The organism is Polyangiaceae bacterium (assembly GCA_015075635.1).
In the GTDB taxonomy this organism is placed as follows: Bacteria; Myxococcota_A; Polyangia; order Polyangiales; family Polyangiaceae; genus JADJKB01.
In genome coordinates, this window is the sequence record JABTUA010000001.1 from 174,726 (window position 1) to 200,192 (window position 25,467).

General features: G+C 68.9%; 27 protein-coding genes and 5 tRNA genes. 14 read left to right on the top strand and 18 right to left on the bottom strand.

The features are described 5' to 3' along the window. Window positions 1–16: 16 nt before the first annotated feature. The 10 genes from rplK to HS104_00890 form a co-directional block, all read right to left on the bottom strand. On the bottom strand, window positions 17–469 hold the full coding sequence (gene rplK / locus HS104_00845; GenBank protein MBE7478528.1) for a 50S ribosomal protein L11: 453 nt from the start codon (window positions 467–469) through the stop codon (window positions 17–19). A gap of 6 nt (window positions 470–475) precedes the next feature. Beyond that, complete coding sequence (gene nusG / locus HS104_00850; protein ID MBE7478529.1) at window positions 476–1,048, bottom strand: transcription termination/antitermination protein NusG; 573 nt, start codon at window positions 1,046–1,048, stop codon at window positions 476–478. A 20-nt stretch (window positions 1,049–1,068) separates the two neighbouring features. Further along, a complete protein-coding gene (gene secE, locus HS104_00855) occupies window positions 1,069–1,731 on the bottom strand; it encodes a preprotein translocase subunit SecE (GenBank protein MBE7478530.1) in 663 nt (220 codons plus the stop codon). A gap of 73 nt (window positions 1,732–1,804) precedes the next feature. Then, window positions 1,805–1,880 (bottom strand) — tRNA-Trp (locus HS104_00860). Window positions 1,881–1,930: 50 nt separating this feature from the next. Next, entirely contained in the window at window positions 1,931–2,110 is a 180-nt protein-coding gene (rpmG, locus tag HS104_00865; protein MBE7478531.1) for a 50S ribosomal protein L33, read from the bottom strand. Window positions 2,111–2,120: 10 nt separating this feature from the next. Then, window positions 2,121–3,311, bottom strand: coding sequence for an elongation factor Tu (tuf, locus tag HS104_00870; GenBank protein MBE7478532.1), 1,191 nt, complete (start codon window positions 3,309–3,311; stop codon window positions 2,121–2,123). 49 nt (window positions 3,312–3,360) lie between these two features. After that, window positions 3,361–3,433, bottom strand: a tRNA-Thr gene (locus HS104_00875). A 25-nt stretch (window positions 3,434–3,458) separates the two neighbouring features. Continuing rightward, window positions 3,459–3,531: transfer RNA gene (locus HS104_00880), tRNA-Gly, on the bottom strand. A 38-nt stretch (window positions 3,532–3,569) separates the two neighbouring features. After that, window positions 3,570–3,652 (bottom strand) — tRNA-Tyr (locus tag HS104_00885). A gap of 39 nt (window positions 3,653–3,691) precedes the next feature. Continuing rightward, a tRNA-Thr gene (locus tag HS104_00890) sits at window positions 3,692–3,764 on the bottom strand. Between the two features lie 381 nt (window positions 3,765–4,145). On the opposite strand from HS104_00890, the gene HS104_00895 reads away from it, so the two are divergent. Both HS104_00895 and HS104_00900 read left to right on the top strand, forming a co-directional pair. Then, window positions 4,146–4,388, top strand: coding sequence for a hypothetical protein (locus HS104_00895; protein MBE7478533.1), 243 nt, complete (start codon window positions 4,146–4,148; stop codon window positions 4,386–4,388). Then, the gene (locus tag HS104_00900; GenBank protein MBE7478534.1) at window positions 4,385–4,768 is read left to right on the top strand and encodes a type II toxin-antitoxin system VapC family toxin; all 384 of its coding nucleotides are present in this window, start codon (window positions 4,385–4,387) and stop codon (window positions 4,766–4,768) included. The genes HS104_00895 and HS104_00900 overlap by 4 nt, the downstream gene beginning before the upstream one ends. 33 nt (window positions 4,769–4,801) lie before the next feature. On the opposite strand, the gene HS104_00905 is transcribed toward HS104_00900, so the two are convergent. The 5 genes from HS104_00905 to HS104_00925 all read right to left on the bottom strand — a co-directional run bounded on the left by HS104_00905 (window position 4,802) and on the right by HS104_00925 (window position 9,764). Then, window positions 4,802–5,128 carry a type II toxin-antitoxin system PemK/MazF family toxin gene (locus HS104_00905; protein MBE7478535.1) on the bottom strand — a complete coding sequence of 109 codons (327 nt, stop codon included), beginning with the start codon at window positions 5,126–5,128 and terminating at the stop codon, window positions 4,802–4,804. Continuing rightward, window positions 5,113–5,346, bottom strand: coding sequence for a ribbon-helix-helix protein, CopG family (locus HS104_00910; GenBank protein MBE7478536.1), 234 nt, complete (start codon window positions 5,344–5,346; stop codon window positions 5,113–5,115). Before HS104_00910 ends, HS104_00905 begins: the two co-directional genes overlap by 16 nt. An 8-nt stretch (window positions 5,347–5,354) precedes the next feature. Further along, window positions 5,355–6,818 (bottom strand): hypothetical protein, encoded by a 1,464-nt coding sequence (locus HS104_00915; GenBank protein ID MBE7478537.1) that lies wholly within the window; start codon window positions 6,816–6,818, stop codon window positions 5,355–5,357. 101 nt (window positions 6,819–6,919) lie between these two features. Continuing rightward, the gene (locus HS104_00920; protein MBE7478538.1) at window positions 6,920–8,845 is read right to left on the bottom strand and encodes a hypothetical protein; all 1,926 of its coding nucleotides are present in this window, start codon (window positions 8,843–8,845) and stop codon (window positions 6,920–6,922) included. Between the two features lie 157 nt (window positions 8,846–9,002). Beyond that, window positions 9,003–9,764 (bottom strand): hypothetical protein, encoded by a 762-nt coding sequence (locus tag HS104_00925; GenBank protein ID MBE7478539.1) that lies wholly within the window; start codon window positions 9,762–9,764, stop codon window positions 9,003–9,005. A 249-nt stretch (window positions 9,765–10,013) separates the two neighbouring features. Between HS104_00925 and HS104_00930 the strand changes: the two genes are divergently transcribed. Beyond that, window positions 10,014–10,865, top strand: a complete 852-nt coding sequence (locus HS104_00930) for a hypothetical protein (protein MBE7478540.1) — start codon at window positions 10,014–10,016, stop codon at window positions 10,863–10,865. Between the two features lie 81 nt (window positions 10,866–10,946). Continuing rightward, window positions 10,947–11,534, top strand: a complete 588-nt coding sequence (locus tag HS104_00935; GenBank protein ID MBE7478541.1) for a hypothetical protein — start codon at window positions 10,947–10,949, stop codon at window positions 11,532–11,534. Window positions 11,535–11,542: 8 nt separating this feature from the next. Here HS104_00935 and HS104_00940 read toward each other — a convergent pair whose 3' ends face one another. Next, the gene (locus HS104_00940; protein ID MBE7478542.1) at window positions 11,543–12,721 is read right to left on the bottom strand and encodes a hypothetical protein; all 1,179 of its coding nucleotides are present in this window, start codon (window positions 12,719–12,721) and stop codon (window positions 11,543–11,545) included. A 186-nt stretch (window positions 12,722–12,907) separates the two neighbouring features. On the opposite strand from HS104_00940, the gene HS104_00945 reads away from it, so the two are divergent. Next, window positions 12,908–13,096 (top strand): YdcH family protein, encoded by a 189-nt coding sequence (locus HS104_00945; GenBank protein MBE7478543.1) that lies wholly within the window; start codon window positions 12,908–12,910, stop codon window positions 13,094–13,096. Between the two features lie 68 nt (window positions 13,097–13,164). Here the strand turns inward: HS104_00945 and HS104_00950 are convergent, their stop codons facing one another. After that, window positions 13,165–13,677, bottom strand: a complete 513-nt coding sequence (locus HS104_00950; protein ID MBE7478544.1) for a hypothetical protein — start codon at window positions 13,675–13,677, stop codon at window positions 13,165–13,167. 33 nt (window positions 13,678–13,710) lie between these two features. Continuing rightward, on the bottom strand, window positions 13,711–14,343 hold the full coding sequence (locus tag HS104_00955) for a tRNA (guanine-N7)-methyltransferase (GenBank protein MBE7478545.1): 633 nt from the start codon (window positions 14,341–14,343) through the stop codon (window positions 13,711–13,713). 30 nt (window positions 14,344–14,373) lie between these two features. Between HS104_00955 and HS104_00960 the strand changes: the two genes are divergently transcribed. From HS104_00960 to HS104_01000, 9 genes are all read left to right on the top strand, one after another. Continuing rightward, window positions 14,374–16,365, top strand: coding sequence for a hypothetical protein (locus HS104_00960; protein ID MBE7478546.1), 1,992 nt, complete (start codon window positions 14,374–14,376; stop codon window positions 16,363–16,365). Window positions 16,366–16,382: 17 nt separating this feature from the next. Beyond that, complete coding sequence (locus tag HS104_00965) at window positions 16,383–17,213, top strand: energy-coupling factor ABC transporter permease (GenBank protein ID MBE7478547.1); 831 nt, start codon at window positions 16,383–16,385, stop codon at window positions 17,211–17,213. After that, window positions 17,210–17,848, top strand: coding sequence for a hypothetical protein (locus HS104_00970; GenBank protein ID MBE7478548.1), 639 nt, complete (start codon window positions 17,210–17,212; stop codon window positions 17,846–17,848). Before HS104_00965 ends, HS104_00970 begins: the two co-directional genes overlap by 4 nt. After that, window positions 17,845–18,579: an ABC transporter ATP-binding protein gene (locus HS104_00975; protein MBE7478549.1), complete on the top strand. Its 735-nt coding sequence runs from the start codon at window positions 17,845–17,847 to the stop codon at window positions 18,577–18,579. The genes HS104_00970 and HS104_00975 overlap by 4 nt, the downstream gene beginning before the upstream one ends. 10 nt (window positions 18,580–18,589) lie before the next feature. After that, window positions 18,590–19,534 carry an aldo/keto reductase gene (locus tag HS104_00980; GenBank protein ID MBE7478550.1) on the top strand — a complete coding sequence of 315 codons (945 nt, stop codon included), beginning with the start codon at window positions 18,590–18,592 and terminating at the stop codon, window positions 19,532–19,534. Further along, window positions 19,531–20,349 carry a 3'(2'),5'-bisphosphate nucleotidase CysQ gene (locus tag HS104_00985; protein ID MBE7478551.1) on the top strand — a complete coding sequence of 273 codons (819 nt, stop codon included), beginning with the start codon at window positions 19,531–19,533 and terminating at the stop codon, window positions 20,347–20,349. Before HS104_00980 ends, HS104_00985 begins: the two co-directional genes overlap by 4 nt. A 2-nt stretch (window positions 20,350–20,351) precedes the next feature. Then, a complete protein-coding gene (locus HS104_00990; protein MBE7478552.1) occupies window positions 20,352–21,500 on the top strand; it encodes an FAD-binding oxidoreductase in 1,149 nt (382 codons plus the stop codon). A gap of 174 nt (window positions 21,501–21,674) precedes the next feature. Further along, window positions 21,675–23,462, top strand: coding sequence for a hypothetical protein (locus HS104_00995; protein MBE7478553.1), 1,788 nt, complete (start codon window positions 21,675–21,677; stop codon window positions 23,460–23,462). A 47-nt stretch (window positions 23,463–23,509) separates the two neighbouring features. Beyond that, window positions 23,510–25,465 carry a sigma 54-interacting transcriptional regulator gene (locus HS104_01000; protein MBE7478554.1) on the top strand — a complete coding sequence of 652 codons (1,956 nt, stop codon included), beginning with the start codon at window positions 23,510–23,512 and terminating at the stop codon, window positions 25,463–25,465. The last annotated feature ends 2 nt before the right edge of the window (window positions 25,466–25,467 follow it).

Consider the following 25,467-nt stretch of genomic DNA (forward strand, 5'->3'; position numbering starts at 1 on the left):
TGGTCGCGGGGTGGGCTTACTTGTGGACGTCCACACCCATGCTGCGGGCGGTGCCCGCGATGCTGTTGGCCGCCGACTCGAGGTCGGTGGTGTTCATGTCCTGGATCTTGGTCTTGGCGATCTCCTTGACCTCCGCCCAGGTGAGCTTGCCGACCTTGGTCTTGTTCGGCTCCTTGGAGCCGGAGCCGGGCTTCTTGGAGCTCGGCAGGCCGCAGGCCTTCTTGATCAGCACGCTGGCCGGCGGCGACTTCATCACGAACGAGTACGAGCGGTCCGCGTACACGGTGATGACGACCGGGATGATGGTGTCACCCAGGGGCGCGGACTTGCTGTTGAAGTCCTTGCAGAACCCCATGATGTTGACGCCGTGCTGGCCGAGCGCGGGGCCGACCGGCGGCGACGGGTTCGCCTTGCCCGCCGGGAGCTGGAGCTTGATGAACGCGCTGATCTTTTTCTTTGCGGCTGCCATTTTTCTCTACCGTTTCTCTACATGCGAGAAATCCAGCTCCACCGGCGTGGGACGCCCGAAGATGCTGACCATGACCTTGAGCTTCTGCTTGTCGGGTTTGACTTCCTGGACCGTGCCCGAGAAGTTGGCGAACGCGCCGACCACGACGCGAACCTCGTCGCCTTCCTGGAACTGATGACGGGGCTTGGGCTTGACGGCGCCCTCGACGATGCCCTTGCGGAGATCCTCGATGTGCGGCGGCTTCACCTCTTGCGGGCGCTGGTTGCCGATGAAACCCGTGACCTTCGGCGTGTCTTTGACCAGGTGCCAGGCGTGCTCGCTCATCTCCATCTCGACGAAGACGTATCCGGGGAAGCTGGTCTTGGTCTTGACGCGCTGCTTGCCGTCCTTGGCCGACTCCGTGACCGTCTCCGACGGGATCAGGACCTCGCCGAACTTCTCCTCCATCTTGAACTGGCGGATGCGCTCCTGGAGCGCGGCCTTCACCTTGTTCTCGTAGCCGGAGTAGGTGGTGACGACGTACCACTTCTTGGCGGAGGAGGTCTCCTCGCCGGGAGTCTCCGCCGGAGCAGCAAGCATCTCGTTCGTTTCAGGCTCAGTCATGCGCCGTACACCAGGTGAGTGAGGAATCCCCAGAACCGGTCGAGCAACGCCACGTAGACCGTGGCGATCATGCTCGCCACGATCACGACGATGGTGCCGTTGGTGACCGTCTCGCGGCTCGGCCAAGTGACCTTGGTGAGCTCGAGCGCCACTTCGTCCGCCCAGCGCCGCACGTGCTCTTTGCGGTAGACCTGGACGATCGTCAGAATGCCGATGAGCGCGCCGATACCGAGCGCGTAGCTGCCGCGCTCGTCTTCGGCGAAGCGCAGGAGCAGCGGCACCGCGCGGGTCGCCGCGGGCCAGTCGGCGAGGGCGCCCCAGGCGACCCCGATGATCTTCGAGCTGATGAATGCGAGCAGGATGCCGCCGATGAAGAACGCTGCGTGGACGTAGCGGGCCGAGGCACCCAGCTGCTCGGCCGCCGTCTCCGTGGACTCGTGGGCGAGGGCCTTCGCCTCCAGCGCCAGGTCGGCGCTCTCGTGCTCGGCGCGCTCGCGCTCGTGAGCCTCGGGAGACTCCTCGGCCTCGTCCTCGGCGCCGGCGTCGGACTCGTCCTCGGAGCGCTCGTCGTCGTCGCGCTCCTCGGCAGACGCGTCGCCGCTCGCGGACTCTTCGTCCTCGTTCAGCTCGTCGTCTTTCTCTTCGTCCTTGCGTGCCATCTTCTGCTTCCTCGCGTCGGGCTCTGCCGCCACGTGCCTTCGTCACGCCCCCGAGGGGGCCGAACCGCTCCCGTGGCAGGGGCTGAGGGACTCGAACCCACGACCTGCGGATTTGGAATCCGCTGCTCTACCAACTGAGCTAAACCCCTGTGGTTTCCCAAAAACTCGCGTCTTTCGCTGGATTTTCGGGGGCTTCTCTCTACTTGCTCTCCTTGTGCACCGTGTGGCGCTCACAGGTCTTGCAGAACTTCTTGAGGCACAGTGGCTGCGAGCCTTCGCGGCGCGCGATTGTCGTCTTGTAGTTGCGCTCGCCGCAGACCTCACAAGCGAGGGCGACGCGGAGTCGCCCTGGCCGGCTGGTAACGTCGCTCGCAGCCACTCTCCTCTTCTCACTCGATGATCTTGGTGACGACGCCCGCGCCGACGGTCTTGCCGCCTTCGCGGATGGCGAAGCGCATCTGCTCCTCCAGCGCCACGTTGGTGATGAGCTCCACTTCCACGGTCACGTTGTCACCCGGCATCACCATCTTGATGCCCTCGGGCAGGGTCACGCTCCCGGTCACGTCCATCGTGCGGATGTAGAACTGCGGCTTGTAGTTGGTGAAGAACGGCGTGTGACGGCCACCCTCCTCCTTCTTCAGCACGTACACCTCGCCCATGAACTTCTTGTGCGGCTTGATGCTGCCGGGCGCCGCCAGGATCTGGCCGCGCTCGATCTGGTCCTTGTCGATGCCGCGCAGCAGGCAACCGACGTTGTCGCCGGCCTGACCCTCGTCCATCGACTTGCGGAACATCTCAACGCCGGTCACGACCGTCTTCTTGTCGCGGTCGAAGCCGATGATCTCGACCTCGTCGTTGACGTGGACCTTGCCGCGCTCGATGCGGCCCGTGGCCACCGTGCCGCGGCCCTTGATCGAGAACACGTCCTCGACCGCCATCAGGAAGGGCTTGTCCACCTCGCGCTGCGGCTGCGGGATCTCCGAGTCCAGAGCCCCGAGCAGCTCGTCGATCTTCGCCTCCCACTTCGCGTCGCCCTGCAGCGCCGGCAGCGCCGCGCCCTGCACGATCTTCGCGTTGTCGCCGTTGAACTTGTACTTGTTCAAGAGCTCCCGGACTTCCATCTCGACCAGCTCGAGCATCTCCGGGTCTTCCACCGCGTCGCACTTGTTCAGGAACACCACGATGTGGTTCAGGCCCACCTGACGCGCGAGCAGCACGTGCTCCCGCGTCTGCGGCATCACGCTGTCCAGCGCGCTCACCACCAGGATCGCGCCGTCCATCTGCGCCGCGCCCGTGATCATGTTCTTGATGTAGTCCGCGTGGCCCGGGCAATCGACGTGCGCGTAGTGCCGCCCAGCCGTCTCGTACTCCACGTGCGAAACCGCGATGGTCACCGTCTTCGTGTCGTCACGGACGATGCCACCCTTCGCGATGTCGGCGTAGCGGATCTCCTTCGCGAGATTCTTCTTGCTCTGCACCTTCACCAGCGCCGCAGTCAGCGTCGTCTTGCCGTGGTCGATGTGACCGATCGTGCCCACGTTCACGTGGGGCTTCGAACGTACGAACTTCTCCTTGGCCATCGCTTCACTACCTTCTTTGATGCAATTTAAGAGGGTCTCTTCACCTTCGAGCCCACAAGCAGGATTGAACTGCTGACCTCGTCCTTACCAAGGACGCGCTCTACCATCTGAGCTATGTGGGCCGACTGATCTCTCGGGAACCTGCGGAGCGGGAGAAGGGATTCGAACCCTCGACGTTCAGCTTGGAAGGCTGACGCTCTACCAACTGAGCTACTCCCGCGTTCGTTCTCCTCTTTCCTTCGTTTCCGTCTGACTGAGTGGAGGGTATTGGATTCGAACCAATGCAGGCGTAAGCCGGCGGGTTTACAGCCCGCTCCCTTTGGCCACTCGGGCAACCCTCCGCAAGTTTTCGTATGTGCTTCGTGCGATCTTCTGCTTCGAGCTAGCGAGGGGACTCGAACCCCTAACCGCCTGTTTACAAAACAGGTGCTCTACCGGTTGAGCTACGCCAGCGAGGTGCGCTGCGAGCGTTTTGTTCCCGATGCGACCGGAAGAGACTCCTTGTTCCGAGAGGCGACTGCACCGTTCACGGTTTCGGCTGGCCAGAACCGTGTTCGTGTGCGAGATAGGAAGCCCCACCGACGCCACCGGCAGCGCTCCTTTTTGGCGACACCAATGGCGGACGGGTGAGGACCCGTGGACGACCGGCGCGTGGTAGCGCCAGGCCTGTAGCGAGTCAAGCACAATTCGTACCGCCCGCTGGCCGGACCCACTGCTCAGAAATGCAGCTGTGGTTTCGGGCGCTTGGGCTGGCGGATTTCACGGGGTTCCACACCGCGACCACCTCCCGGAGCGGTCGCGCCTGCAACGCTGAATGCTAGACTGCAACTCAGCATGCAGTACACCCTGCGCAACATCCCCAGGACCCTGGACCAGGCGCTCCGGCAGCGCGCGCGGCGCGAGAAGAAGACGCTCAACCAGGTGGTCATCGAGACCTTGGCCCAGGGCCTCGGGCTCGAAGCTCCGCAGGCGCGGCGCCGCGATCTGCGCGACCTGGTGGGGGCGAGACCGAGAGATCCAGCCCTGGAGCAGGCGCTCGACGACCAGCGGCGCGTCGATCCGGAGCTCTGGCGGTGAGAGTCGCCCTCGACACGAACCGCTACGTCGATCTGATTTCAGGGGACGAAGCCGTCGCCCAGCTCCTCGAGCTGGCAGACGCGGTCCTGGTTCCGTATGTCGTCCTCGCCGAGCTTCGAGCCGGCTTCGCCTTCGGCAGCCAGCCGGCCGACAACGAGCAGCTGCTCCGCCGGTTCCTGATGAAGGACGGAGTCGAGGTGCTCTTCGCCGACGACCAGACCACTCACCACTACGCGCGGGTGTATGCGCAGCTCCGCCGCCAAGGCACCCCCATCCCCACGAACGACCTGTGGATCGCGGCCTTGGTCCTCCAGCACGACGCGGCGCTGTGCAGCCGGGATGCTCATTTCGACCGCCTTCCTCAGCTAGCTCGCGTGTGAGCCCGGCCCGCGCAGACGGCCTCACAGTGCTGCTCACACGCAGCCGGTCGCGACACCGAGAGCGCGACAGACCATCCGCATCGTGGTGGCATCGAGTGTCGTCACGTATCGCTGCAGGTCGGCCTTCCGGAGGGTGAAGACGTGATCCAAGTTGACCACGCAGGCGGCCTTCATTCCGTGATCCGGGCCGAGGGGCACCTCGGTGGGGAGACCGCGGATGGTCGAAGTGATGCCCGCGACGATGACGGACTGCATCACTTCGAGCGCGTCAGGGCGGCTGAGCACCAGGACAGGCCGCCGCTTGTCCGGCGCGGAGAACCGGTGGAGCCAGACATCCCCTCGGTTCAGTCCTCGGGCCAAGCCTGAGCCTCCATCAGCGGCCCGAACTCGTCGCGGGTGACCGGCTTGTCGCCGTAGCCCTTGCGATAGGCCGCCTTGATGGAACGGTCGCGGCGGCGCGCCAGGTAGTCCCGGATGGCCTGGCGCAAGAAGGCAGAGCGCCCCGAGCGCTTGGTCTCTGGGTCACGGTCGACCTGGCGCAAGAGCTCCTCGTCGATGGTGAACTGAATCGCTCTCATGTGGATGATTATTGTCGATGGTGAATGTTGGGTCCAGCCTGACGCCGCGAGCGACGGCGCGCCGCCAGGGCGAGCGCCAGCCCGAGCCACGCGAAGCTCCCCGCGCGGACCTGGCTGACCCGACAGCCGCAGCCGGAGTCCTCGCCGGACGCGGCGGCGTTGCCACCGCCGCCGGTCCCGGCGTCGGGCACGTCGGGCGGACACTCCGGGATTCCCGGACCGTTGCCGCCCTCCCAGGTCGCCGGGGTGGCGATGGCGTAGAGGTTGTGGAGCAGCAGATAGTCCACGCCGTTGTAGCGGATGCCCTCGCTGTTGGGCGACCCGACGTAGTGCTGGCTCTTGCCGCGGATGAAGCGGTTCCAGACCGTGAAGCCGTGAGGCGCCGGCCCGCCCGGCAGCGGCGACTTCGGCTCGGCGCCGGCGGGAAGCTCGTCGATCATCTCGCGGGCGCGCTGACTGACCTTGGCCCCCACGGTGCACCAGCCGGCGTCGAGGCCGTGGATCACCCGGTGCGCGAGCGGGTACGCCGGCCAGTCCTCCTTCTCGCTCAGGGTCGCGAGGTTCTCGGCCGTCGCTGCGCCCCAGCCGTTGCCCACGGCCGCGACGGACATGGCCATGTGGAGGTTGTCGGCCTTGATGTACTGCGGAGCGGTCGGCTGGCTCGAGATCTCCCAGATCCCGGCCAGCGCGTCGTCCACCGCGGGCAGCCATGCGCCGTCGGTGAAGAACCCCGCCGCCAGGCGCGTGCCGTGCGAGAACCCCGAGGCGAGCGGCCCTCTGTTGACGTCGCGATCGCCGCAGGCCGGGTTCTTGATCACCCAGTTGTGGCTCGAGACGTGCTCGATGATGCGCTTGCCCTGCTCGGCCGCCCAAGCATTCAGGTCACGCGCCTTCACGAAGGTCTGCTTGGGCACCAGGGCCTTCACGAGCGCGAGGCCGAGGAGCACGTGATAGACCTGATCTTGGCTCATCTCCTTGTTGGTGAGCTCCGGATCGATGAAGTCGGACGTCATCGCCGTCATCGGCGGGAAGTTCGAGTAGAAGCCATCCGGCACGTCGTCGCGCAGGAAGAAGCCGTTGAGCTTCGGCTCCTGCGTGCACGGCGGCGGGAACGACGCGTCCGCGACCAGATCCAGCCGCTCCATCGCGCGCAGCGCGAAGTAGAGCTCGTCGGCGGTCGTCGCGAGCGTGCCCGGCGCGCCGGGGAACTGCGCCGGGTGCGCCAGGATGTAGTGCTCCGTCGCGAGCGCGCCGATGTACCAGCCGAGGCCGATGGTGCTGTCGGACCAACGGATGATCCCCTGCGGCTCGATGCGCTCGTCGGCCGGTTGGCTCATGCCGGGCGCGTCGCCGACGACGATGAACTCGCTGCTCAACCGGGAACGCAGGGCCTGGTACTTGGCGGCGTTCTCCGAGGTCGTGGCGGCCGAGGCCGTGGCGGAGCAGAGGAGCGCGGCGAGGAGGAAGCGCATGGGACGGGAGATTGTATCTGGTTGGCGTCACGCTGCGCCAGCCGGCCTGCGACGTGCTCTTCGCCGAGGTCGCTCTCCTCGAAGGTGTAGCCAGCCGTTGCTCAACGCGAACACTCCTGGGTCGCAGTGAGCGTCAGTATCTCGGTCCCGTCCGCGCAGTTCTTGCCCATCGGATGGGTCACGCACCCGGCTCCGGTCTGGGTCAGCTTCAACGAAGTCCACGGGTCACCCGAGAACGCATAGGTGCCGTTGCCGAACGCGGTTCCGCCGGGAAAGGAGCCGGAGTAGTCGTAGCGTCCACCCGAAGCGGGATAGTGCTTGTCCGGATGATAGGTGGCGTGACCGCTGAGCCCTCCTCCGAGCTGGATCCGAAACTCCTTCTCCAGATCGCACACCTGACCGGAGAAGACGGCTTCGTCCTTCTTGCCACTGACCTTCCATCCCGGGGGTTTCCAGTCGATCACGACGAAGGCCTGCTCGCCGAGGCTCCAGTGCGTCACCTTGGCCAGCTGCAGAATGGGGCCTGCAAGACCGCTCGCCTTCGCCCCCCCCGCTGCCTTGAGGCTGCTCCAGAACATGTTGACGATGGAGCCGAGGTCCTCTTTCTCGGGCTGGGCCTCGACGAAGAACGAATACTCGGTCTCCCAGGACTTTGCGGAGTCGGGCAGGTCCCGCTTCTGAGCGCGACCCAGGATGGTCAGATCGACGAACCCCTTGTCGTCCGCGAGTTGCTTGAGGTGCTTGTAGTTCCCCCACAAGACGCGGTCGAAGCCCGTGCCTTCCTTGAACTGCACCCCGACTCCCGACAAGCCCTTGCCGTCCTCGGGCAGCTTGAACGACACGCCGAAGGCGTTGAGGCCGAAGCTGGTCAGGCACGCCTCCAGGTTCTTGCCGTCGGGAAACCCTTCGGAGTCGGTGATGATCTGGATTCGGTGCTTCTGCTCCTTGCCGTCCGTGGTCTTCTTCGTGCGCTCCAGCTGCGGCGGATCGGAGTCGATCCTCAGCGCCATGAAGTGGATGGCGAGGTAGGTGCTGAGCGCCGACGTCACGGTATTGGCATAGCTGGTGGCCGACCCGATCTTCTTGGCGCCATCTCCGCTTGCACCCAACGCCTTCGCGACGAGCTCGCTCGTCTTGGGTAGGCCCGCCTTCGCACCGTCCTCGAACGCGAGGCTCCCGCCGCCGCCCGCGAGCTTGAGGACACCCTTGACCCAACCGGTCGTTTCCTTGTCGCCCAAGAGCTCGCTGCAGTTGAATCCACCCGCGGCGGCATGCGCCTCGGGGATCAGAGTGAGCTCGGCCGGCGACACCCGAGCCCAGATGCTCTCGTTGGGAGCCCGAGCATCGCCCGGCCCGAGCGAGCCAGTCTTGCCGTCGGCATGGGAGCGGGCGAGCGCGCCGCGAAACGAGAGCCAGCTCAGCAGGTGGACGGTCGGCAAATCGATCACCAACTCAGTTCCGACCTTCTCATCCAAGAGATCGACGCGCGAGCGGCCGCGCCGCACGCGCTCACGCACCAGCTCGGCGAGCAGCTGAGCCGGCGCTCCCGAGCGCTTCGCGTTGGCACGAATGTCCTCCAGGAGCGCCTTACCCACCGCCTGAGAGTCCGCGCCGGGAAGCCCGAGGGTCAGGATGCCTCCCGCGTCGGAGAGGCGTACGCCGGTCGCCTTCTTCTCCAGACCGCTCATCAGCCACACGGTCCAGAAGTACGGTCCTGGCGTGTCGGCAGCCGTCTTGCCGAGGCCTTCACCCGTCACACCGTATACGGGCACGTCCAGTGCCTCGTAGATCCGCAGCCAGGCCGCCAAGCGCTGCTTGGGATCTTCGAGCGCGTCGGCGAGCTTTCGTGCCTGCTCGCGAGGCTCGCCGCTGGGCATGGCCAGGGCAGGAGGCGCCGCGGGGACCTCCGGAGCGCGCAGCTTGTCGCGTCCCAGCAGACGATTGATGTTCTTGCAGGAGAGCAGCGCGAGCAGCAGCAGTAGCGCGGAGACTGCACTGCGGACGATTCGTGTACGGGCTCGGAACATCGCCGGCACAATGGCACAGGTGGCGCGCGGGAGCGCCATGTGAACTCCGTGTTTCGACGCGGCTTGGACCGGGAACCCGTGAAACGCTCGATCCGTGTCGCACGGCAGGGAACGCCGGGCAGCGCAGACGAGCGCCGCCCATGGCGAGAGCGAAGACTCAGCACGTCGGGCAGGAGCAGTGCGCGGCCGAGCCGTCGTCGAACTCGCCGCACTCGCTGTATCCGCCGATACAAACCAGTGACTTCAAGCACCCGCATCCACTCGAGCAGCCGGGCGCGGGATTCACGCAGTGGTGGCTCGAGCCCCAGGCGTCGTTGACCACGCAGATCGTCTCTTTGGGACACACGAAGCAGCTCTCGACCTCCGAGCACTCCTGGTGCGGGATGCAGGGTCCCCAGCAGCCGCTGACCACCGAGGGGGTGAGCCCCACCGCACAGGTCGGCGGGAGCGCGTTGCAGAACACCTGCTTCTGGTCGCAGCTCGCCGCGATCGAGCACTGGCCCGCGATGCAGCGTGCCTCCTTCACGCCGAGCACCGTGCACATGTCGCTCTCGCACAGGGCCAGGTCGCAAGGTGGTCCGACGGTCGTTCCCTTCTTGCCGGCGACGCAGTCGCAACAGCTCGCCACCATCTCGCAGTCTGCGTCGGTGTTGCACTCGCCGATGGCGCCGCCCGAGAGTCCACCCGCTCCCGCGCTGGCTCCCATCCCGCCGCTGCCCGCGGTCGCGCCCGTTCCCGCGACGGCGCCCGCGCCACCCGTGCCTGCGATGGCGCCGCTGCCTCCGCTGGCCGAAGTACCGCCACCTCCGGGCGCGCCGCCGCTCGCGCCCGCGGCCCCGCCGGTCCCGTCGCTGGAGGATTGGCCGCCGCAAGCCGAGCCGAAGACGAACATCACCAAGCAAGGTCCGAGCAGCCGCATGCCCGGACCGCATCGCAAGCTCCGTGCCCGCGAGGATCTGCGCAGTTCTCCGCCTTCGACCGCTGTGCCAGATCGCGTCGTGGCACGCCTCCGGACAGCCTCGTCGCGCCTTGGGTCGGACCGTCTCGACGCGGTCAGCCAGCGACTCCGACCACCAACCCCACCACGGCGGACGCGAGGGCGAGGGCGCCCACGCGATCCATGCTTCGGATGGTGTCAGACTCGCTGCGTCGCTAGGCTTCTGCGCTCATGTTGCCCCCGGGGCGCGAGGTCGAGTGCGGGTGTGAGCTGGCACTCCAACGCCCGGTGGGCTTCGACTCCACGGGGCGAAACCTGCGCGTCACCGCGTGCTTGGCCTGCGGCACGGTGAGCGTGACGGAGTCCATCGCGGAAGAGCCGCGCCCCCACGACGTCCGCTGCGTCGGCAACGTGCCGCTCGCGCTGCCCGATCCCGCCCGCGCGTGGCTCGCGGGCTTTCCTCGCGTCGCCTCGGGCTCGCACCTGCCGGGGAGCCTGGTGTTGCTGTCGCCAGCCGCACGCTGCGCGAACGCCGGCGAGCTCACCGCGCTCGAACGCGCGGAGCTGGAGCTCCAGTCGACCCTCACGCTGCGCGAGCGTTTCCTGCGCGCCGGTCTTCCCCGCGTTCCGGCGCCGCGCGAGCTCCCGCCAGAGCTCCGCCACTTCGGAGAGGCCTGGGACGGGGTCCAACTGGACGAGAGCACGTCCTTCGACGAGCTGGTCGCCGCCATGGGCCAGGGCTGGGCTTCGGCCTTCGCCCGCGCGCTGCTCGCGCGCCGGCCGCGCTTCGAGGCGGAGGTCGCGGAGCTCCTCTCCTCCAGCGACGAGCAGCGCCGTGTGGTCGGCGCACGGCTGATCGCCGACGAGAGACCCACGAGCCCGGCCATCTTGGGCGCGCTCGCCGCGATGCTCGACGGCGCGCCCCACTCGTCCGACGTGCAGGCGGCGCTCCACGCCGCGTCGAACCTTCGCGAGGGTGCCCGAGGCCTCGCGCCCGCGCTCCTGGCCCTCGGCGAGCGCATCGGCGACTCTGACTACTACTTGCTGAAGCGCGTGACCGGGCTCGCCGAACGCTGCAGGTGACGGCGTCAGAGCACGGGGCCAAGAAAGCGCGCAACTGCCAGCACCGCGCGCCCGAGTAGGGGCCCAGCATCGGAGGACCCCATGACCCGCGTCGTTTTCGGAGCAGTGGCATTGTTCGTGGTCGGTTGCGCGGGCTCACAGCCCGGCATCGTGTTTCGCTCAGCCGAGGTCGCATCGAAGCCGCCTGCGGCCAGCGCCCCGAACGCCCGGATGACCCACCCCCGCGCCGTACATGGCATGGTGGCGACACCGGTGAGCTCGCCGGCACCGGCTCCTGCGGCGAAGGCCGCCGCCGAGCCCGCGAACGCGGCGCAGCCCGTCGACGCAGCCACCGTGGAGTGCGCGGACATCTTGGACCACATCATCAGGTCGCGGCAGCTCTTGGTGGCGCGCGTCGACGGCGCATCGGACGCAGCGCAGGGCCGCGCGGCCCTGACCTACCTGGACGAGCTCGCGGTGCTCGACGAGCAACACCCCAAGCTGCACCACGCGCTCCGGCTGCGAGTCGTGACCCTCTCGACCCGAGCGACCCGCACCAAGGAGGTGATCACCGATCCAGCGACCTCGGACGAGGAGTCCTTGCGCGCCACTGGCACCGTCAACGACGCCATCGACGAGATCGGCTCGTACTGCGGGCCGCTGGTGTTCGTGGAGGGGGAGGCGAGCTGACGGCCGGCTCACTTCCGCGGCTTCTTCGCCTTCTCCTCGGCCTTCTTTGCCACGTCGTCGAGGGCCGCCTGCAACTGCTCGCGCGTGTAGGGCAGCTTGTCGATGGCCTCCTTCTCGGCCTTCTGCGCCTTCTGGAGCTTCTGCTTGGCGTCTTCGGCCTTGCCCACCCAGGCGCTCTTCTCACCCGTGCGCGCCGACATGCTGAGCGTGTGTTCCATCATGGTCAGCGCTTTGTCGAGCAAGATGCTGTAGCGCAGGCGCATCGCGCCCTCGAAGAGCTGCTTTTTCTTGTCGGTGTCCGCCTTGGGCTGCGGGATGTCCATCAGATCCTCGTGCAGCTTGTGATACAGCTCGCCGACTCGGAAGCCCGCCATCGCCGACCAATGCGCGTCTTGGGCGCGCATCGAGTCCGAGTAGGCGCTCTGCGAGTCGAGCAAGAGCTGGCAGCGCTCCTCGAGCACGACGGGGAAATTCGCCGGCAGCGGATTGAAGCGGATCTTCTCGGCGCGGAGGCGGCGCACCTCGCCGAGCGCGAAGTAGAGCTGCGCCACGTCGCGGGGGATCTTGCCGGCGGCGTCGAGCCGGTGCTCCTCGACCAGGGTGCGCGCCTTCTCGATGTAATACGTGGCGCCTTCGACGTCGCCCTCGGACACGCGCCACAGCGCCTTGCCGCCGAAGGCGACGATGTCCTCGCCGTAGTCGCGCTGGGGGTAGCGCGACATGAACAGATCGGAGGCTTCGCCGCAGCGCTTCCAGCGCTCCATGAAGCAGAGCAGACGGATGGCGCGGAGCAGCGCGTCGCGTGCGAGGGCGTGAGTGGGGAAGCGGCTCGCGAGCTGCTCGAAGCGTTGCAGGCTGGTCTCGCGATCACCGGCCTGCTCGTGACTGAGCGCGCCCCGATACAGGGACTCGGCGGCCCGGGGACCGTCGGGCTCTAGCCGGTAGACCCGATCGAACCCCTTGGCCGCGTCGGTAGCCGCACCCGCCGAGAGCTGGCGCTCGGCCTGGGCGTAGAGCTCGTCCAGGTCCGCCTCGCTGCCCGGCGTGATCACGGTCCGGGGCACGACGATCGGTCCCTGAGGAGCCGATCCCTGCGAATCCACGGGCTTGGGGGCGGCGGCGCCGGGACGGGCGGCGGGAGCGCACGCGAGGCTCAGGACGGCGGCGAGCGGCAGTGCAAAACGCATGCTCGGGCTAGTGTACCAGGGCCGGGGTGGAGTTCCCGAGCGGCCGAGAATTAGCCGTTGACCTCGAGGGGGAGGCTCCTAAGTTTGATCCGTGGTCGAGACCGCAGCAGCGCGTCGATCGCGTCAGAGGGGGCATGAAGTCGCGCTGTCGTGTGTTGCATCGATCGGAACCGGAGGTCAGAGCACATGGGTGAAAGCACGGCACAGAACCGCCTCTCGAGCCTGGAGCAGGAGCACCACGAACTGAAGGGTATGGTCCGACGCCTCGAGCGGCGCGCCTTCCTGACGCCCACCGAGCAACACCACATGACGGAGCTGAAGAAGCAGAAGCTGGCGGCGAAGGATCAGATCGCCGCGCTGAAGCGCGAGGTCTGAGAGAGAGCTGACGACGTGAATCGGAGGAGCGCCGGCGAGAGCCCCGCGCTCCTTCGTGTTTCGTCAGCTCAGAGCGTGACGCACTCGTTGGCCTGACAGGTCTGCCCTTCGGGGCAGTCCTTGTTGGCGTTGCACTTGCCGGGTGCGAGCGGCGCGGCGGGGCGCTCGCCGGGACCCTTGGTGGTCTCGGTCGCGGTGGAGCGGCTCTTGTCGAAGCGCTCGCCGCCTCCGTACACCTCTTGGTTCAGATCGTTCAGCGCTTCTTCGAGGCGCTGCTTCCACTGCGGGCTGAGGCCACCGGGGTGCTCCTGCTCGACGGCCTTCGCCACGGCGAGCCAGTGGCGCGCGTCCGCGCGGAAGCCCAAGCGGTAGTCCGTCATGCCACGCAGGTAGGCGTAGCGCGCCTGATCCGACAGCTCGAGGGAGTCCATGTCGGGCTCGAGCACGCGGAAGATCGCCAGTGAGCGCTCGTACTCGTTCTCCTCGTAGAAGCGCTGCCCGCGGTTCAGATCTTCGCGGTAGGTGGCGCAACCCACGACGGAAAGCGCCAGCGCGGCCAGGGCGAGCCAGGTGCGAATCACGCTCGGCAGCCTAGCCCTACCGGTCCGGCCGGATCAAGGCGGCGGCGTTTCGGCCGTGGATCGGCGCCGCCAGCGCATTCGGACCACCGGCAGCCGGTCCTCGATCGCCCGGCGTTCTCGCGGGCTCCGCGCGCCGTAGGGGTTCTCTTCGAGACGCGGGCCGCCGGGCCAGGGCTCGAAGGCGGGCTCGAGGCCGACCACCTGCTCGTAGGCCAGGGCGCGCTCGACCACGTCGGTCTGCACGAACAGCTCGCCACCCGCTACGATCACCCGGCCGAGCTCGCGGGCGAGCTCGGGCGTCAGCACCAGCCGCTTCTGGTGGCGCTTCTTCCACCAGGGATCGGGGAAGTGCAGGTACGCGATGCTCACGCACGCGGCCGGAAAACGCGGCAAGGCGCCGCGGGCGTCCTCGGCGAAGACCCTCGCGCGCTCGCCGAAGCCCCGGGCGGCGAGCCGGCGATCGACCAGGGTCGCCCATTTGCGCCGGATCTCCAGCCCGATCATCCGAGCGTTCGGCTCGGCCTCGAGGCGCTCGATCAGGAACCAGCCCCGGCCAGGGCCGATCTCGAGCTCGATGGGCTCGCTGCCCGCCCCGACCAGCAGGCGCGGATCGACCGTGTCGCGCTCAGGCAGGCGCGGCGCGTCGGCATAGGGGTCGATCCGCATGGGCGCCGGATATCATGCCGGCGGTCCGAGATGGCAGCCCCGAGCTTCGTCGCGCGAGCCAAGCCCTGGCTGCCCTGGGGATTCGTTTGCCTCGTCTTGGGAGTCGTGGCGACGCGCGGCATCCTCGCCGCGACGGGCGGCGAACCGGCGGTGCCTCTCGACGACAGCTACATCCACTTCCAGTACGCCAAGAGCTTCGCGAGCGGCCAGCCGCTGGTCTACACGCCGGGCTCGGCGCCCACCCCCGGCGCGACCAGCTTGCTCTGGCCGCTGTTGCTCGGCCCGTTCCACGCGCTGGGCCTGGGCGGCCTGCGCGTGATCTGGGTGGCCTGGGTCTTCGGCTGGCTCAGCCTGTCGCTGCTCGCCCTGGACACCTACCGGTTGGCGCTGGGCCTGACCAGCCGCCCCGTCGCCATCGCGGCCGGCGCCATGGTGCCGGCGTTCGGCGGACTGGTCTGGTGCGCGGGCAGCGGCATGGAGGTCGTACCGTTCGCCTGGCTCCTGGTGCGCGCCGCGCGACTGGCCGCCGAGCACGCGGAGGGGAGCGAGCCGGCCCGGCGCGTCGAGCTCGTAGCGGCCGCGTGCGCCGCGCAGCTGATGCGACCCGAAGGCGCCATCGCGCTGCTCTGTGCGTGCGCCAGTCTGGCGCTCAGGCCCCGCGGAACGAGCCGGGGTTGGGCGCTGCTCCCGCTCGGCGGTCTCGCGCTGCCCGCGCTCCTGAACCGCGCGCTCACCGGCCAGTCCACCAGCACGACCGCGCTCGCCAAGTGGCTGCCGCTCAACCCCTACCACCAGGACGAACGACTCTGGAGCGCGATCGGCGCCAACGTCGAGCTGCTCTTCGGCACGCTCTTCGACGGTCAGATCTGGAGCGCCATCTTCATTCCCGCCGGCGGGCGCTGGCTCGCCTGGCTCGCGCTGCCGGCGCTGGTCGCCTTGGCCTGGCGCGAGAAACGGGGCTTTCGCGGAGCATTCGTGCTGGCCGTCGCGCTGGGCATGCTGATCCCCGCGAGCTTCGACTGCATGCTGTGCAACCGGCTGCGCTACCTGTGGCCGTTCGCGCCGGGCTGGTTCATCGCGCTCGCGGCCTTGGCGGAGGGCGCGGGGCTGGTGCTGGCGCGCTTCACCCGCCACGTGGGGGTGGCGCTGGCCGCCGGCCTGGTGGGCGCGTTCGCCTCCGAGCTGTCGCGGTCCATCGACGATCTGGCGGAGAGCTCCGACGCCATCCGGCGCCAGCAGACCAGCCTGGGGCGCTGGGCACGGGACGCGCTGCCTGCCGACGCGCTGATCGGCGTGAACGACACCGGAGCCATCGCGTACTTCTCCGAGCGGCGCACCTTCGACGTGGTCGGGCTCACCACCAAGAGCGAGCCGCGCTACTGGGCCGCCGGCGCCGGTTCGCGCTTCGAGCACTACGAGCGTCTGCCGCGGAGCGCGCTGCCGACCCACTTCATCGTCTACCCGGAGTGGATGGCGGTTCCGCCGCTGATGGGCGCAGAGCTCACCTCGCGCACGGTGAGCGCCACCATCCTGGGCGGCAAGACCATGGTCGCCCACGTCGCCGACTACGAGACGCTCGGCTCCGCCGAGGAGCCGCTCGGTGAGGTGCGCGGCGAGATCTTGGACCGGCTCGACGTCGCCGATCTGGAGAGCGAGGCGGAGCACGACTACTCCCTGTTCTGGGCCACCCAGGTCGAGAACCGAGTCCACGAGGCTTGGGTGTCGGAGCGCCGCCGCGCGGACGGCGGACGCGCCGGGCGCACGCTGGAGCGCTTCTCGCTGAGCGTCCGTCCTGGTGCCAAGCTGGTCGCGCGCCTCCTGACCGACAGCGCCATGCAGCTCGAGCTGTTCGTGGGCGGCGCGAAAGCCGGCAGCCTGGCGCTCGAGCCCGAGGCCGAGTGGCAGGAGGTCGCCGTGGAGCTGCCGGCGAACGTCCCAACCGGCCCGGTGAAGCTCGAGCTCGCGGCGCCGAAGAGCCAGAGCTTCACCAGCCTCCACTATTTCTCGGTGGTTCCCAGGTAGCACGACCTGAAATAAAGGTGGCACGCCTCTGGGGCCGGCTCTACGTTCCGAGCGTGCACCTGGCAGACGGCATCGTCACCAGCCCCGGCTGGCTCATCGGCGTCAACACCGCGGGCGGGGCCGCCGCCGTGCTGGTCGGCCGGCACTTGCGCGACGGGGGCGAGCGGGGGCTGGCGTTCACCGGCACTCTGGCGGCGTTCGTGCTGGCCGCGCAGGCGATCAACGTGCCGCTCGTGCCCGGCGCCAGCGCGCACGTGATCGGTGCCGGGCTGCTCACGCTCGCGGTCGGCCCCGCGCGCGCGGTGCTCGCGCTCGTGGCGGTGCTGGTGGTGCAGGCCCTGCTCCTGGCCGACGGCGGCATCACGGCGCTGGGCATCAACGTGCTGAACATCGCCGTCCTGCCGGTGCTCGCGGTGCACGGCGTGCACCGTCTGCTCGGGCCCGGACGACTCGGGCTCTCGGCGGTGCTGGGCACGCTGCTCGGCAACGTGCTCTCCGCGGTGAGTCTCGCCTTCACTTTGGTCGCCGCCACGGGCGTGCCAGCCGGTCTGGCGTTCGGTTGGCTGGTCGGCATCCAGGCGCTGGCGGGTTGCGTCGAAGGAGTGCTCACCGCGCTCGCGCTCGGACACCTGGTGAAGTTGGCGCCGGGGCTGCTCGCGGCGACCCGCCCGAGCGCGAGCGCGCTCCCTCCGCTGCTCGAGGGCCCCAGCGTTCCGGTGCGCTCCCGGCGCATGGGCTTCGTCTGGGCCGCGCTGGCGGTGGGCATCGCTTGCGCGCTCTTGCCGCTCGCCACCGAGACTCCCGACGCCCTCGGGCGCGTGGTCGAGCACGCGCGCCCGTCGCCGTGACGCCCGGACCCGCTGCGCGGCTCGCGGGTTTGATCGTGCTGGCGGCGGGTATCGCCACGGCGCCCCTCGCCGGCACGACGAGTCGCGCTCTTCTGGCCGCGATCCTCGCCGGCGTGCTGCTCGTCACTCGACCGAGCCCGCGCTGGCTCGCGGTCCGGCTCGTGCCGGTGCTGCTCGGCCTCGGCGCGCTGCTCCTGCCGCTCCTCGTCGGCGGCGGCGGCGCGCGCGCGCCCGAGATCCTGGCGCGCGCGCTGGGCGCCGCGCTCGTCGCGACGTCGATCGCCAGCACCATCCCGCTCGCCGAGCTGGGCTCGGCGCTCGCCACGCTCGGCGTGCCCCGCAGCTTGGCCAGCACCGTACACACCTTGCTCTGGCAGCTCGAGCACGTCGGCAGCGAGGGACGTCGCCTGGTCCTGGCCCGGCAGCTCCGGGGCGCCAGACGCTTCGGCCCCGAGGTCTTGGCGCAGCTCCTGGTACGGACCACCGCGCGCGCCGAACGCGTCGATCTGGCGATGCGGCTCAGAGGTGCGTTCGGCGCCGAGCGCTCGCGCTTCGGCCTCGACGGGCTGGCCGTGACCGCGCTCGCGCTCGCGCTCGCGTTCGCGCTCCACCTCTCCGACTGGAGCGTGCAGTGATCGCCGCTCGTGTCGCCATCGAAGACCTGCACGTCTGGCGAGAGGACGGTCTGGGCGGCGAGCCCAGAGAGGTCGTACACGGCATCAGCGCGACCATCGAGGCGGGGCGGCGAGTGGCTCTGGTCGGCGCGAACGGCGCTGGCAAGACTTCGCTGCTCCTGGCGCTGGTCGGCGCGGTACGCTTCTCGGGTCGCATCGCGGTGGACGACCTCTCGCTCGAGAAGAAGACGCTGGCGGCGTTCCGCGCCCGAATCGGTTTCGTGTTCGCCGAGCCGGCGGACCAGCTGTTCTTGCCCAGCGTGCTGGAGGAGGCGGCCTTCGCCCCCAAGCGGCGGTCGTTGCCGGAGCCGCTCTCGCTCGCGCGCGCGGCGCTCGGGCGGGTGGGCCTCGCCGAGATGGAGGCGCGCGCTCCCTCGTCGCTGAGCCTGGGCGAGCAGCGCCGGCTCGCGCTGGCGACGGTGCTGTCCGCCGAGCCCGGTGTGCTGCTCCTGGACGAGCCCACGGCCAGCCTCGACGCGCGTGCGCGGCGGGCGGTCCTCGGCGCCGTTCGCGACACCAGAGCCACCACGCTCTTCGCCACCCACGATCTGGAGGCCGCGCTCGAGCTCGACGCCGACGTCCTGGTCATCGGTGCCGGGCGTCTGGTCGGCCACGGACCGGCGCGCGAGGTGCTCGCGGACGCGGAGCTCCTGGACGCAGCAAACCTGGACGTGCCCGCCAGCCTGGCATAGGGAGACGCCCATGCGCCGGAGACCCCTCGGCAAGACCGGCCTCTCCGTGAGCGAGCTCGCGCTCGGCACCTGGGGACTGTCGGGCGACGGCTACGGCCCGGTGCCGGAGAGCGAGCAGGACAAGGTCATCGACCGGGCCCGAGCCCTGGGCATCACGCTGTTCGAGACCGCCGACAGCTACGCGGGCGGCGCCATGGAGCGACGCCTGGGCGAGCGCCTGAAGGGCGACGAGAGCGCGCGCGTGGTCACCAAGCTCGGCACGGACCGCGACGCCTCGGTCCCGCGCAAGCGCTTCGACGCCGCGTACTTGAAGGAGGCCTTCGAGCGCTCCCGGGAGCGGCTCGGGCGCGAGGTCGTGGACGTCGTGCTGCTCCACAACCCTTCCACCGAGGCCATCGCCAAGGGCGAGGCGTGCGAGCTCTTGGCCGAGCTCGTGAGCGCCGGCAAGCTCCGCGCGTGGGGTGTCAGCGCGGGTAACGCCGAGGTGGCGCGGGCAGGCGTCGCCAAGGGGGCCGGCGTGATCTCGCTCGCGTACAACGTGTTCGCGACCAGCGACCTGGGCGCGTTGATCTCGGACATCGAGCAGAACGACGTGGGCGTCTTGGCCCACTCCGCGCTCTCCTACGGGCTCCTGTGCGGGCACTGGAGCGGCGACAAGGTGTTCCCGGAGGGCGATCACCGCGCCGAGCGCTGGACGCCGGACGAGCTCAGGACCCGCGTGCGCCAGCTCGACGCGCTCAGGCCCACGGTCGGCGGCCCGATCCTGACGATGCGCGCCGCGGCCCTGCGCTTCGCGCTCCAGAACCGCAAAGTGAGCGCGGTCGTGCTCGGTCCCAAGAGCTCGCTCCAGCTCGATCAGCTGGTGCGCGAGGCGGGCAAGGGTCCGCCGTACCTGGAGGACTGGGTGCTGGTCGCGCTCCGAAACCGCCTGCGCGACGTGGGAGTCGACGCGTGAGCGCTGTTTTGAACACGCTGCGCGAGATCGCCGAGCAGGCGGCGCTCATCATCAACGAGGTCTACTCGCAGCCCTTCGACGTGGACTACAAGGCGCCGCGGGACCCGGTGACCGAGGCCGATCGCCGCGCCAACGAGCTGATCTGCCGGCGCCTCGCCGCGGCGTTTCCCGGCGTGCCCGTGGTCGCCGAAGAGAGCGATCCCGAGAGCTTCGCGGGTTACCGCGGGGCGGAGCGCGTGTTCTTCGTGGATCCGCTGGACGGCACGCGGGAGTTCGTGAAGAAGAACGGCGAGTTCGTGGTGATGATCGGCCTGCTCGAGGCCGGCCGCCCCGTGTGCGGGCTGGTCCATGCGCCGGCCACGGGCACGACCTGGCAAGGGCGCGTGGGTGAAGGCGCGGAGGTCGTCCAAGTCGATGGGACGCGACGACCGCTCGGCGTCAGCGCCACTGCGAGGCTCTCCGAGGCGCGGGTGCTCTCGACCCGGTCGCACCGGAGCCCGGCGCTCGAAGCAGCACTGGCCGCCTTGGGAGTCCGCCGACTCGACGCGCTGGGCAGCGCCGGGCTGAAGTGCGCGGAGGTCGCCGCCGGCACGGCCGACGCCTACGTGGCACCGGCCCGCGCGGGCAGCCGCTGGGACGTGTGCGCCGGCGAGGCCATCATCCACGCGGCGGGCGGGCGGTTCACCGACGCCTTCGGCGAGCCCATCGACTACCTGAGCGAGAGCTTGGTGAACGAGCGCGGAATCGTCGCGAGCAACGGCCGTCTGCACGCCGAGATCCTGGCGCGTCTGGCGGACGCTCGCGCGAAGGGCTGAGCATGCGACAGGAAGCCGAAGTCGTGATCGTCGGCGCGGGCATCATGGGCCTGGCCATCGCGTACAACCTGGCAAAGCACCAGGGCTTGCGCGACATCGTGGTGCTGGACCAGTCGTATCTGTGCGGCGGTGCCAGCGGGCGCAACGGCGGCGGCGTGCGGGCGCAGTGGTCCAGCGAGGCCAACGTGCGCCTGATGCAGGAGTCGCTGCGCATCTGCCGGGACTTCGCCCGCGAGCACCGCATCAACACCTGGTTCAGACAGGGCGGGTACCTCTTCCTGGTGCGGAGCGACGCCAAGGCCAAGGCGCTGGCCGAGAGCGTGAAGCTTCAGAACGAGTGCGGCCTGACCACGCGGCTGCTCGAGCCGAAGCAGGCCCGCGGGGTCGTGCCGGAGCTGTCCACCGACGGCGTGGTCGCCGCCTGCTACAACCCCGACGACGCCGTGGTCTTTCCCTGGCCGTTCGTCTGGGGCTACGCCGACGGGGCGCGGACCCGGGGCGTGGAGGTCGAGACCTTCACCCGCGTCACCGGCATCGAGACGACGGGCAAGCGCGTGAGCGCGGTCGTGACCGACAAAGGCACGATCAAGACGAGCCGCGTGGTGAACGCCGCAGGCGCGCTCAGCCCGGAGGTGGCGCGGCTCGCCGGCATCACGCTGCCGAACCGGCCCCATCGCCACGAGATCTGCTCGAGCGAGCCGCTCAAGCCCTGGCTCGAGCCGCTGGTGGCGGATCTCAGCGACGGCCTCTACTTCTCGCAGTCCACTCGCGGCGAGATCGTCGGCGGCATCAGCAACGAGAAGGTGCCGCACGGCGCCGACCAGGGCTCCTCGTACCGGTTCCTGGCGCTCTACTCGCGCTCGCTGCTCCGAGCCTGCCCCATCCTCGGCTCCGTGAAGATCCTGAGGCAGTGGGCCGGTCTCTACGACATCACCCCCGACTCGAACCCGATCGTGGGCGAGATCGACGAGCTCTCGGGCTTCTTCCTCGCCTGCGGGTTCATGGGGCACGGCTTCATGATGGCGCCCGTGATCGGCAAGCTGATGGCCGAGGTCGTCGCCGGCGGCGCGGTCCCGGAGGTCTTCGAACGCTGGAACCTGCGCCGCTTCGAGCAGGGTGCGTTGCTCAGCGAGGGCATGATCATCGGCTGATCTCGCCGAGCTGACGCAGCGCGTCACGCTCCACCCTTCGTTGACAGGGGCTTTGAGGCCGACGTACGGTCCGGCGGGGTTTTGGACCGCCGGATCCCTGGGGCTTTCGCGCCCTTCACGGCTCCCCGGCCCCCGAACGAACCCGATCCAGACAGACTCCGGAGGCACTACGAGATGTTCCGCTCCTCGCGCGCTTGTGCGTCGCTCATCCGCTCCCTGCTCCTCGGCACCGCCACCACCGCGTTCGCGGTCACGGCGTCCAGCGTCCTTCTGGTCGGCTGCAAGGACGAGAGTCAGCCCGACTACTGGGTCTCGAAGCTGGACGACCCGTCCTGGCGGGCTCGGTCGGTCACCCGCCTGGGGCAGTTCTTCGAAGACGCCAGCAGCAAGGCCAAGGGGGACAACAACGCCCCCGAGGTCCAGAACCTGCTCAACAAGATCGTCGATCCGCTGACCAAGACCTACGTGGACAAGTACAGCGAGATGGACACCAAGACCCGGGTCGCGCTGATCAAGCTCCTGGCCTCGTTCCGGGACAAGCGCACCGAGCCGGCGCTGAAGAAGGCCTTCGAGGAGTTCGCCAAGAAGCCGGCCACCAGCAAGGACGACGCCGACATCAAGTGGGCCGTGCGCGCCTCGTCCGACCTGAAGATCGAGTCGCTGAACGACCCGTTGGTGCAGGCGTTCTTGAAGCTTCGCGCCAGCACCATGCTCGGCGGCATCGCCTACAAGGACTTCAACGACGCCATGGTGCAGATCAAGGCGAAGAGCTGGACGGGCCCGTTGATCTCGGCGCTGGAGGCCCCCATCGAGCGCCCCGCGGGCGACAAGGACAAGGACAAGATCGATCCCTACCGGGACCAGCTGTTCTGGCAGACCACGGCGGCGCAGGTGCTCGGCGAGCTCGCCGCGCCCGAGGCCGTGGAGCCCATGGTCAAGATCATGCTCGACCCGTCCAAGGTGGACTGCCAAGCCACGGCCATCCTGGCCATGGTCAAGATCGGCAAGCCCGCCGCCGAAGCGGCCGTCAAGCTGCTCAAGGGCGAAGACGAGAAGATGATCGCCTTCCACTACCGGCGCCTGAAGGAGCTCAAGCAGATCAAGGAAGAAGACGAGAAGAAGATGAAGGAGAAGCCCCAGGATGCGCCGCACGTGCAGACGGCGGCCATCATGGTGGGCACCATCGGGCGCGGCGAGGGCGTCGCGCCCATGCTCGACGCGCTTCAGAAGGCCGAGAAGGACGTGACTCGGGCGCTGATCGCGCGCGAGCTGGTGAAGCTACCGGAGTCACCGGACACGATGAAGGCCTTCAAGGAGACCTTCGAGAAGATTTCGATCGAGGCCAACGTGCCACCGGGCATGAACGCGCTTCAGATGCTCGCGGAGGCCGCCGGTCAGTTCTACAACGCCGACGAGTTCGTGGACTGGCTGCTCGAGCGCGCCGAGAAGACCAAGGGCAGCGGCGAGGACCTGAAGGCCCTGCAAGGCGCGATCCTCGTCACCACCATCAAGCTCGCCAAGGCCAGCCAGCTCGACAAGGTGAAGGCCGCGGTGGACAAATACGGCACCAAGCTCGAGAAGGACCTGTACGCGCAGGCCGAGAAGCTGGTGAAGACCTGCGGCGACAAGCCCGACTGCTACCTGGGCGAAATGGAGAAGAGCTCGAACCAGGAGCAGGCCACGCAGTTCGTCGCCATCAAGGCGGGCTACATGGGCGCCATCCTGGGCGGCGACGCGCAGCGCGACGAGCTCGTGACTCGCATCGACTCGTTCGAGAACGCGGCGGTGCGCTTCGTGGCAGCGCAGACCATCGACCACCTCTCGCCCAAGGGCTCGAAGGAAGCCGCCGCCAAGCTGCGCAAGGTCATCGACAAGAACGCGGAGAGCGGCGACCGCGACAAGATCGCCGGCGACGCGCCCGTCAAGCAGGTGATGTACCGCATCGAAGCGCGCGCGGACTGAGCGCGCGGCGCTCGGCCGGCCCGGGCGGCAGAGAGAAGAGCCAGGAGATGGCCAGCGTCAGGCTCGAGGTACTGAACGGCAGCGCAAAAGGCCGGGTCCTCGAGCCCGACGGGGACGTCGTGCGCATCGGGCGCGCTGCCACGAACGAGCTGCAGCTCGAGGAGACGCACGTCTCCGGCGAGCACGCCCGGCTGGTGATCGGCGCCGAGCGCGTGACCTTGGAGGATCTGCGCAGCACGAACGGGACGGCCATCCTCCGCGGCACGCAGCGCATTCTGCTCGGCGAGGCCAGCTCGCTCCGCACGGTGCTCGAGTCCGGTGACGTTGTCGAGCTGGGCGGCGCGGCGGAAGAGAGCACCGGCGTGCGCGTCGAGCTCGGCGCCGAGCGCGAGCCCTCCCACGTGGTGAGCGTCCGGCCCATCGGCGAGCTCCCGGGTTTCACCGCGTCGAGCGAGCGGAACACCGGCGTGCTCGCCACGCTGTACCGAGTCGAGAAGGCCATTGGCGGGGCAGCCGACCTGGACTCGGTGCTGGTAGCCGTGGCGGACGCCGCGCTCGAGCTGGTGCCGGCCGCGACCCACGCCACGCTGGTCCTGCGCGACGACATCGAGACCGAGGCGGAGCGCGGCGACGCCGGCTACGTCCCCGTGCTGACCCGGGTGCGCGGCGCCGAAGGTCGGGGCGAGGCGCCGGGCGGCGCCGTGGCGGTGACGCGCAGCGTGTTCCGCAAGGTGGTGCGCGAGCGCGCGGCGGTCCTGGCCGCCGACGCTCCGGCCGAGTCTTTCAGCTCCGAGTCGTTGCTCGGGGCCAGCATCCGCAGCACCATCGGCGTGCCGCTGTGGAAGGGCGAGGAGATCCTGGGCGTGGTGCAGGTGGACAACCGCGCCTCGCCGGGGATGTTCGACTCGGCCGACCTCGAGGCGCTGGGCGTGCTGGCGGCGAGCGCCTCTCTGGCCGTCGCCAACGCGCGCCTGGTGCGGCGCCTCTTGGCGGCCGAGGAGCAGCTCCAGAAGGAGAACTCGTTCCTCAAGAGCCGCGAGCGCGCCAAGACCAGCGGCGCCGTGGAGATCATCGGGCAGAGCCGGGCGATCCGCGAGCTGATGAAGCAGCTCGACAAGGTCGTGGACACCCGCGTCACCGTGCTGGTCGAGGGCGAGACCGGGACGGGCAAGGAGCTGATCGCGTCGGCGGTGCACTACCGCTCACGTCGCCGCGCCAAGCTCTTCGTCGCACAGAACTGCGCGGCCCTGCCGGAGAACCTGCTGGAGAGCGAGCTCTTCGGTCACAAACGCGGGTCGTTCACCGGGGCCACGGAGGAGAAGCGCGGCCTGTTCGACGTGGCCGACGGCGGCACCTTGTTCCTGGACGAGGTGACCGAGATGCCCCTCGCGCTCCAGGCCAAGCTGCTCCGGGTGCTCCAGGAGGGGGAGATTCGTCCCGTGGGCGCCACCCACACCAAGATCGTGGACGTGCGCATCGTCGCCGCCTGCAACCGGAACCTGGAGAAGGAGGTGCAGGCCGGGCGCTTCCGCGAGGACCTGTACTACCGGCTCAAGGTGTTCCCGATCCGCGTTCCGCCGCTGCGCGAACGGCGCGACGACGTGCCGCTCCTGGCAGGCCACTTCCTGGAGCGCTACACCAAGGAGGTCGGCAAACCCGTAGCGGGATTCTCGCAGGGGTCCATGGAGCTGTTGATGGCGTACGACTGGCCCGGCAACGTGCGCGAGCTGGAGAACGAGATCCAGCGCCTGGTGATCCAGGCCGAGCCGGACGGCTTCATCACGCCGGATCTCTTGAGCCCCCGCGTGCGGCAGATGGAGGGCGTGATCGCCCAGGCCGGCGCGGTCAAGGGCTCCCTCAAGGACATGGTCGAGCGGGTGGAGAAGTACTTCATCCTGGAGACGCTGCGCGAGCACGGCAACAACAAGACCAGCGCGGCCAAGACGCTGGGCATCACCCGAGAGGGGTTGCACAAGAAGCTCAAGCAGCTGGGGATTGGCTGAGC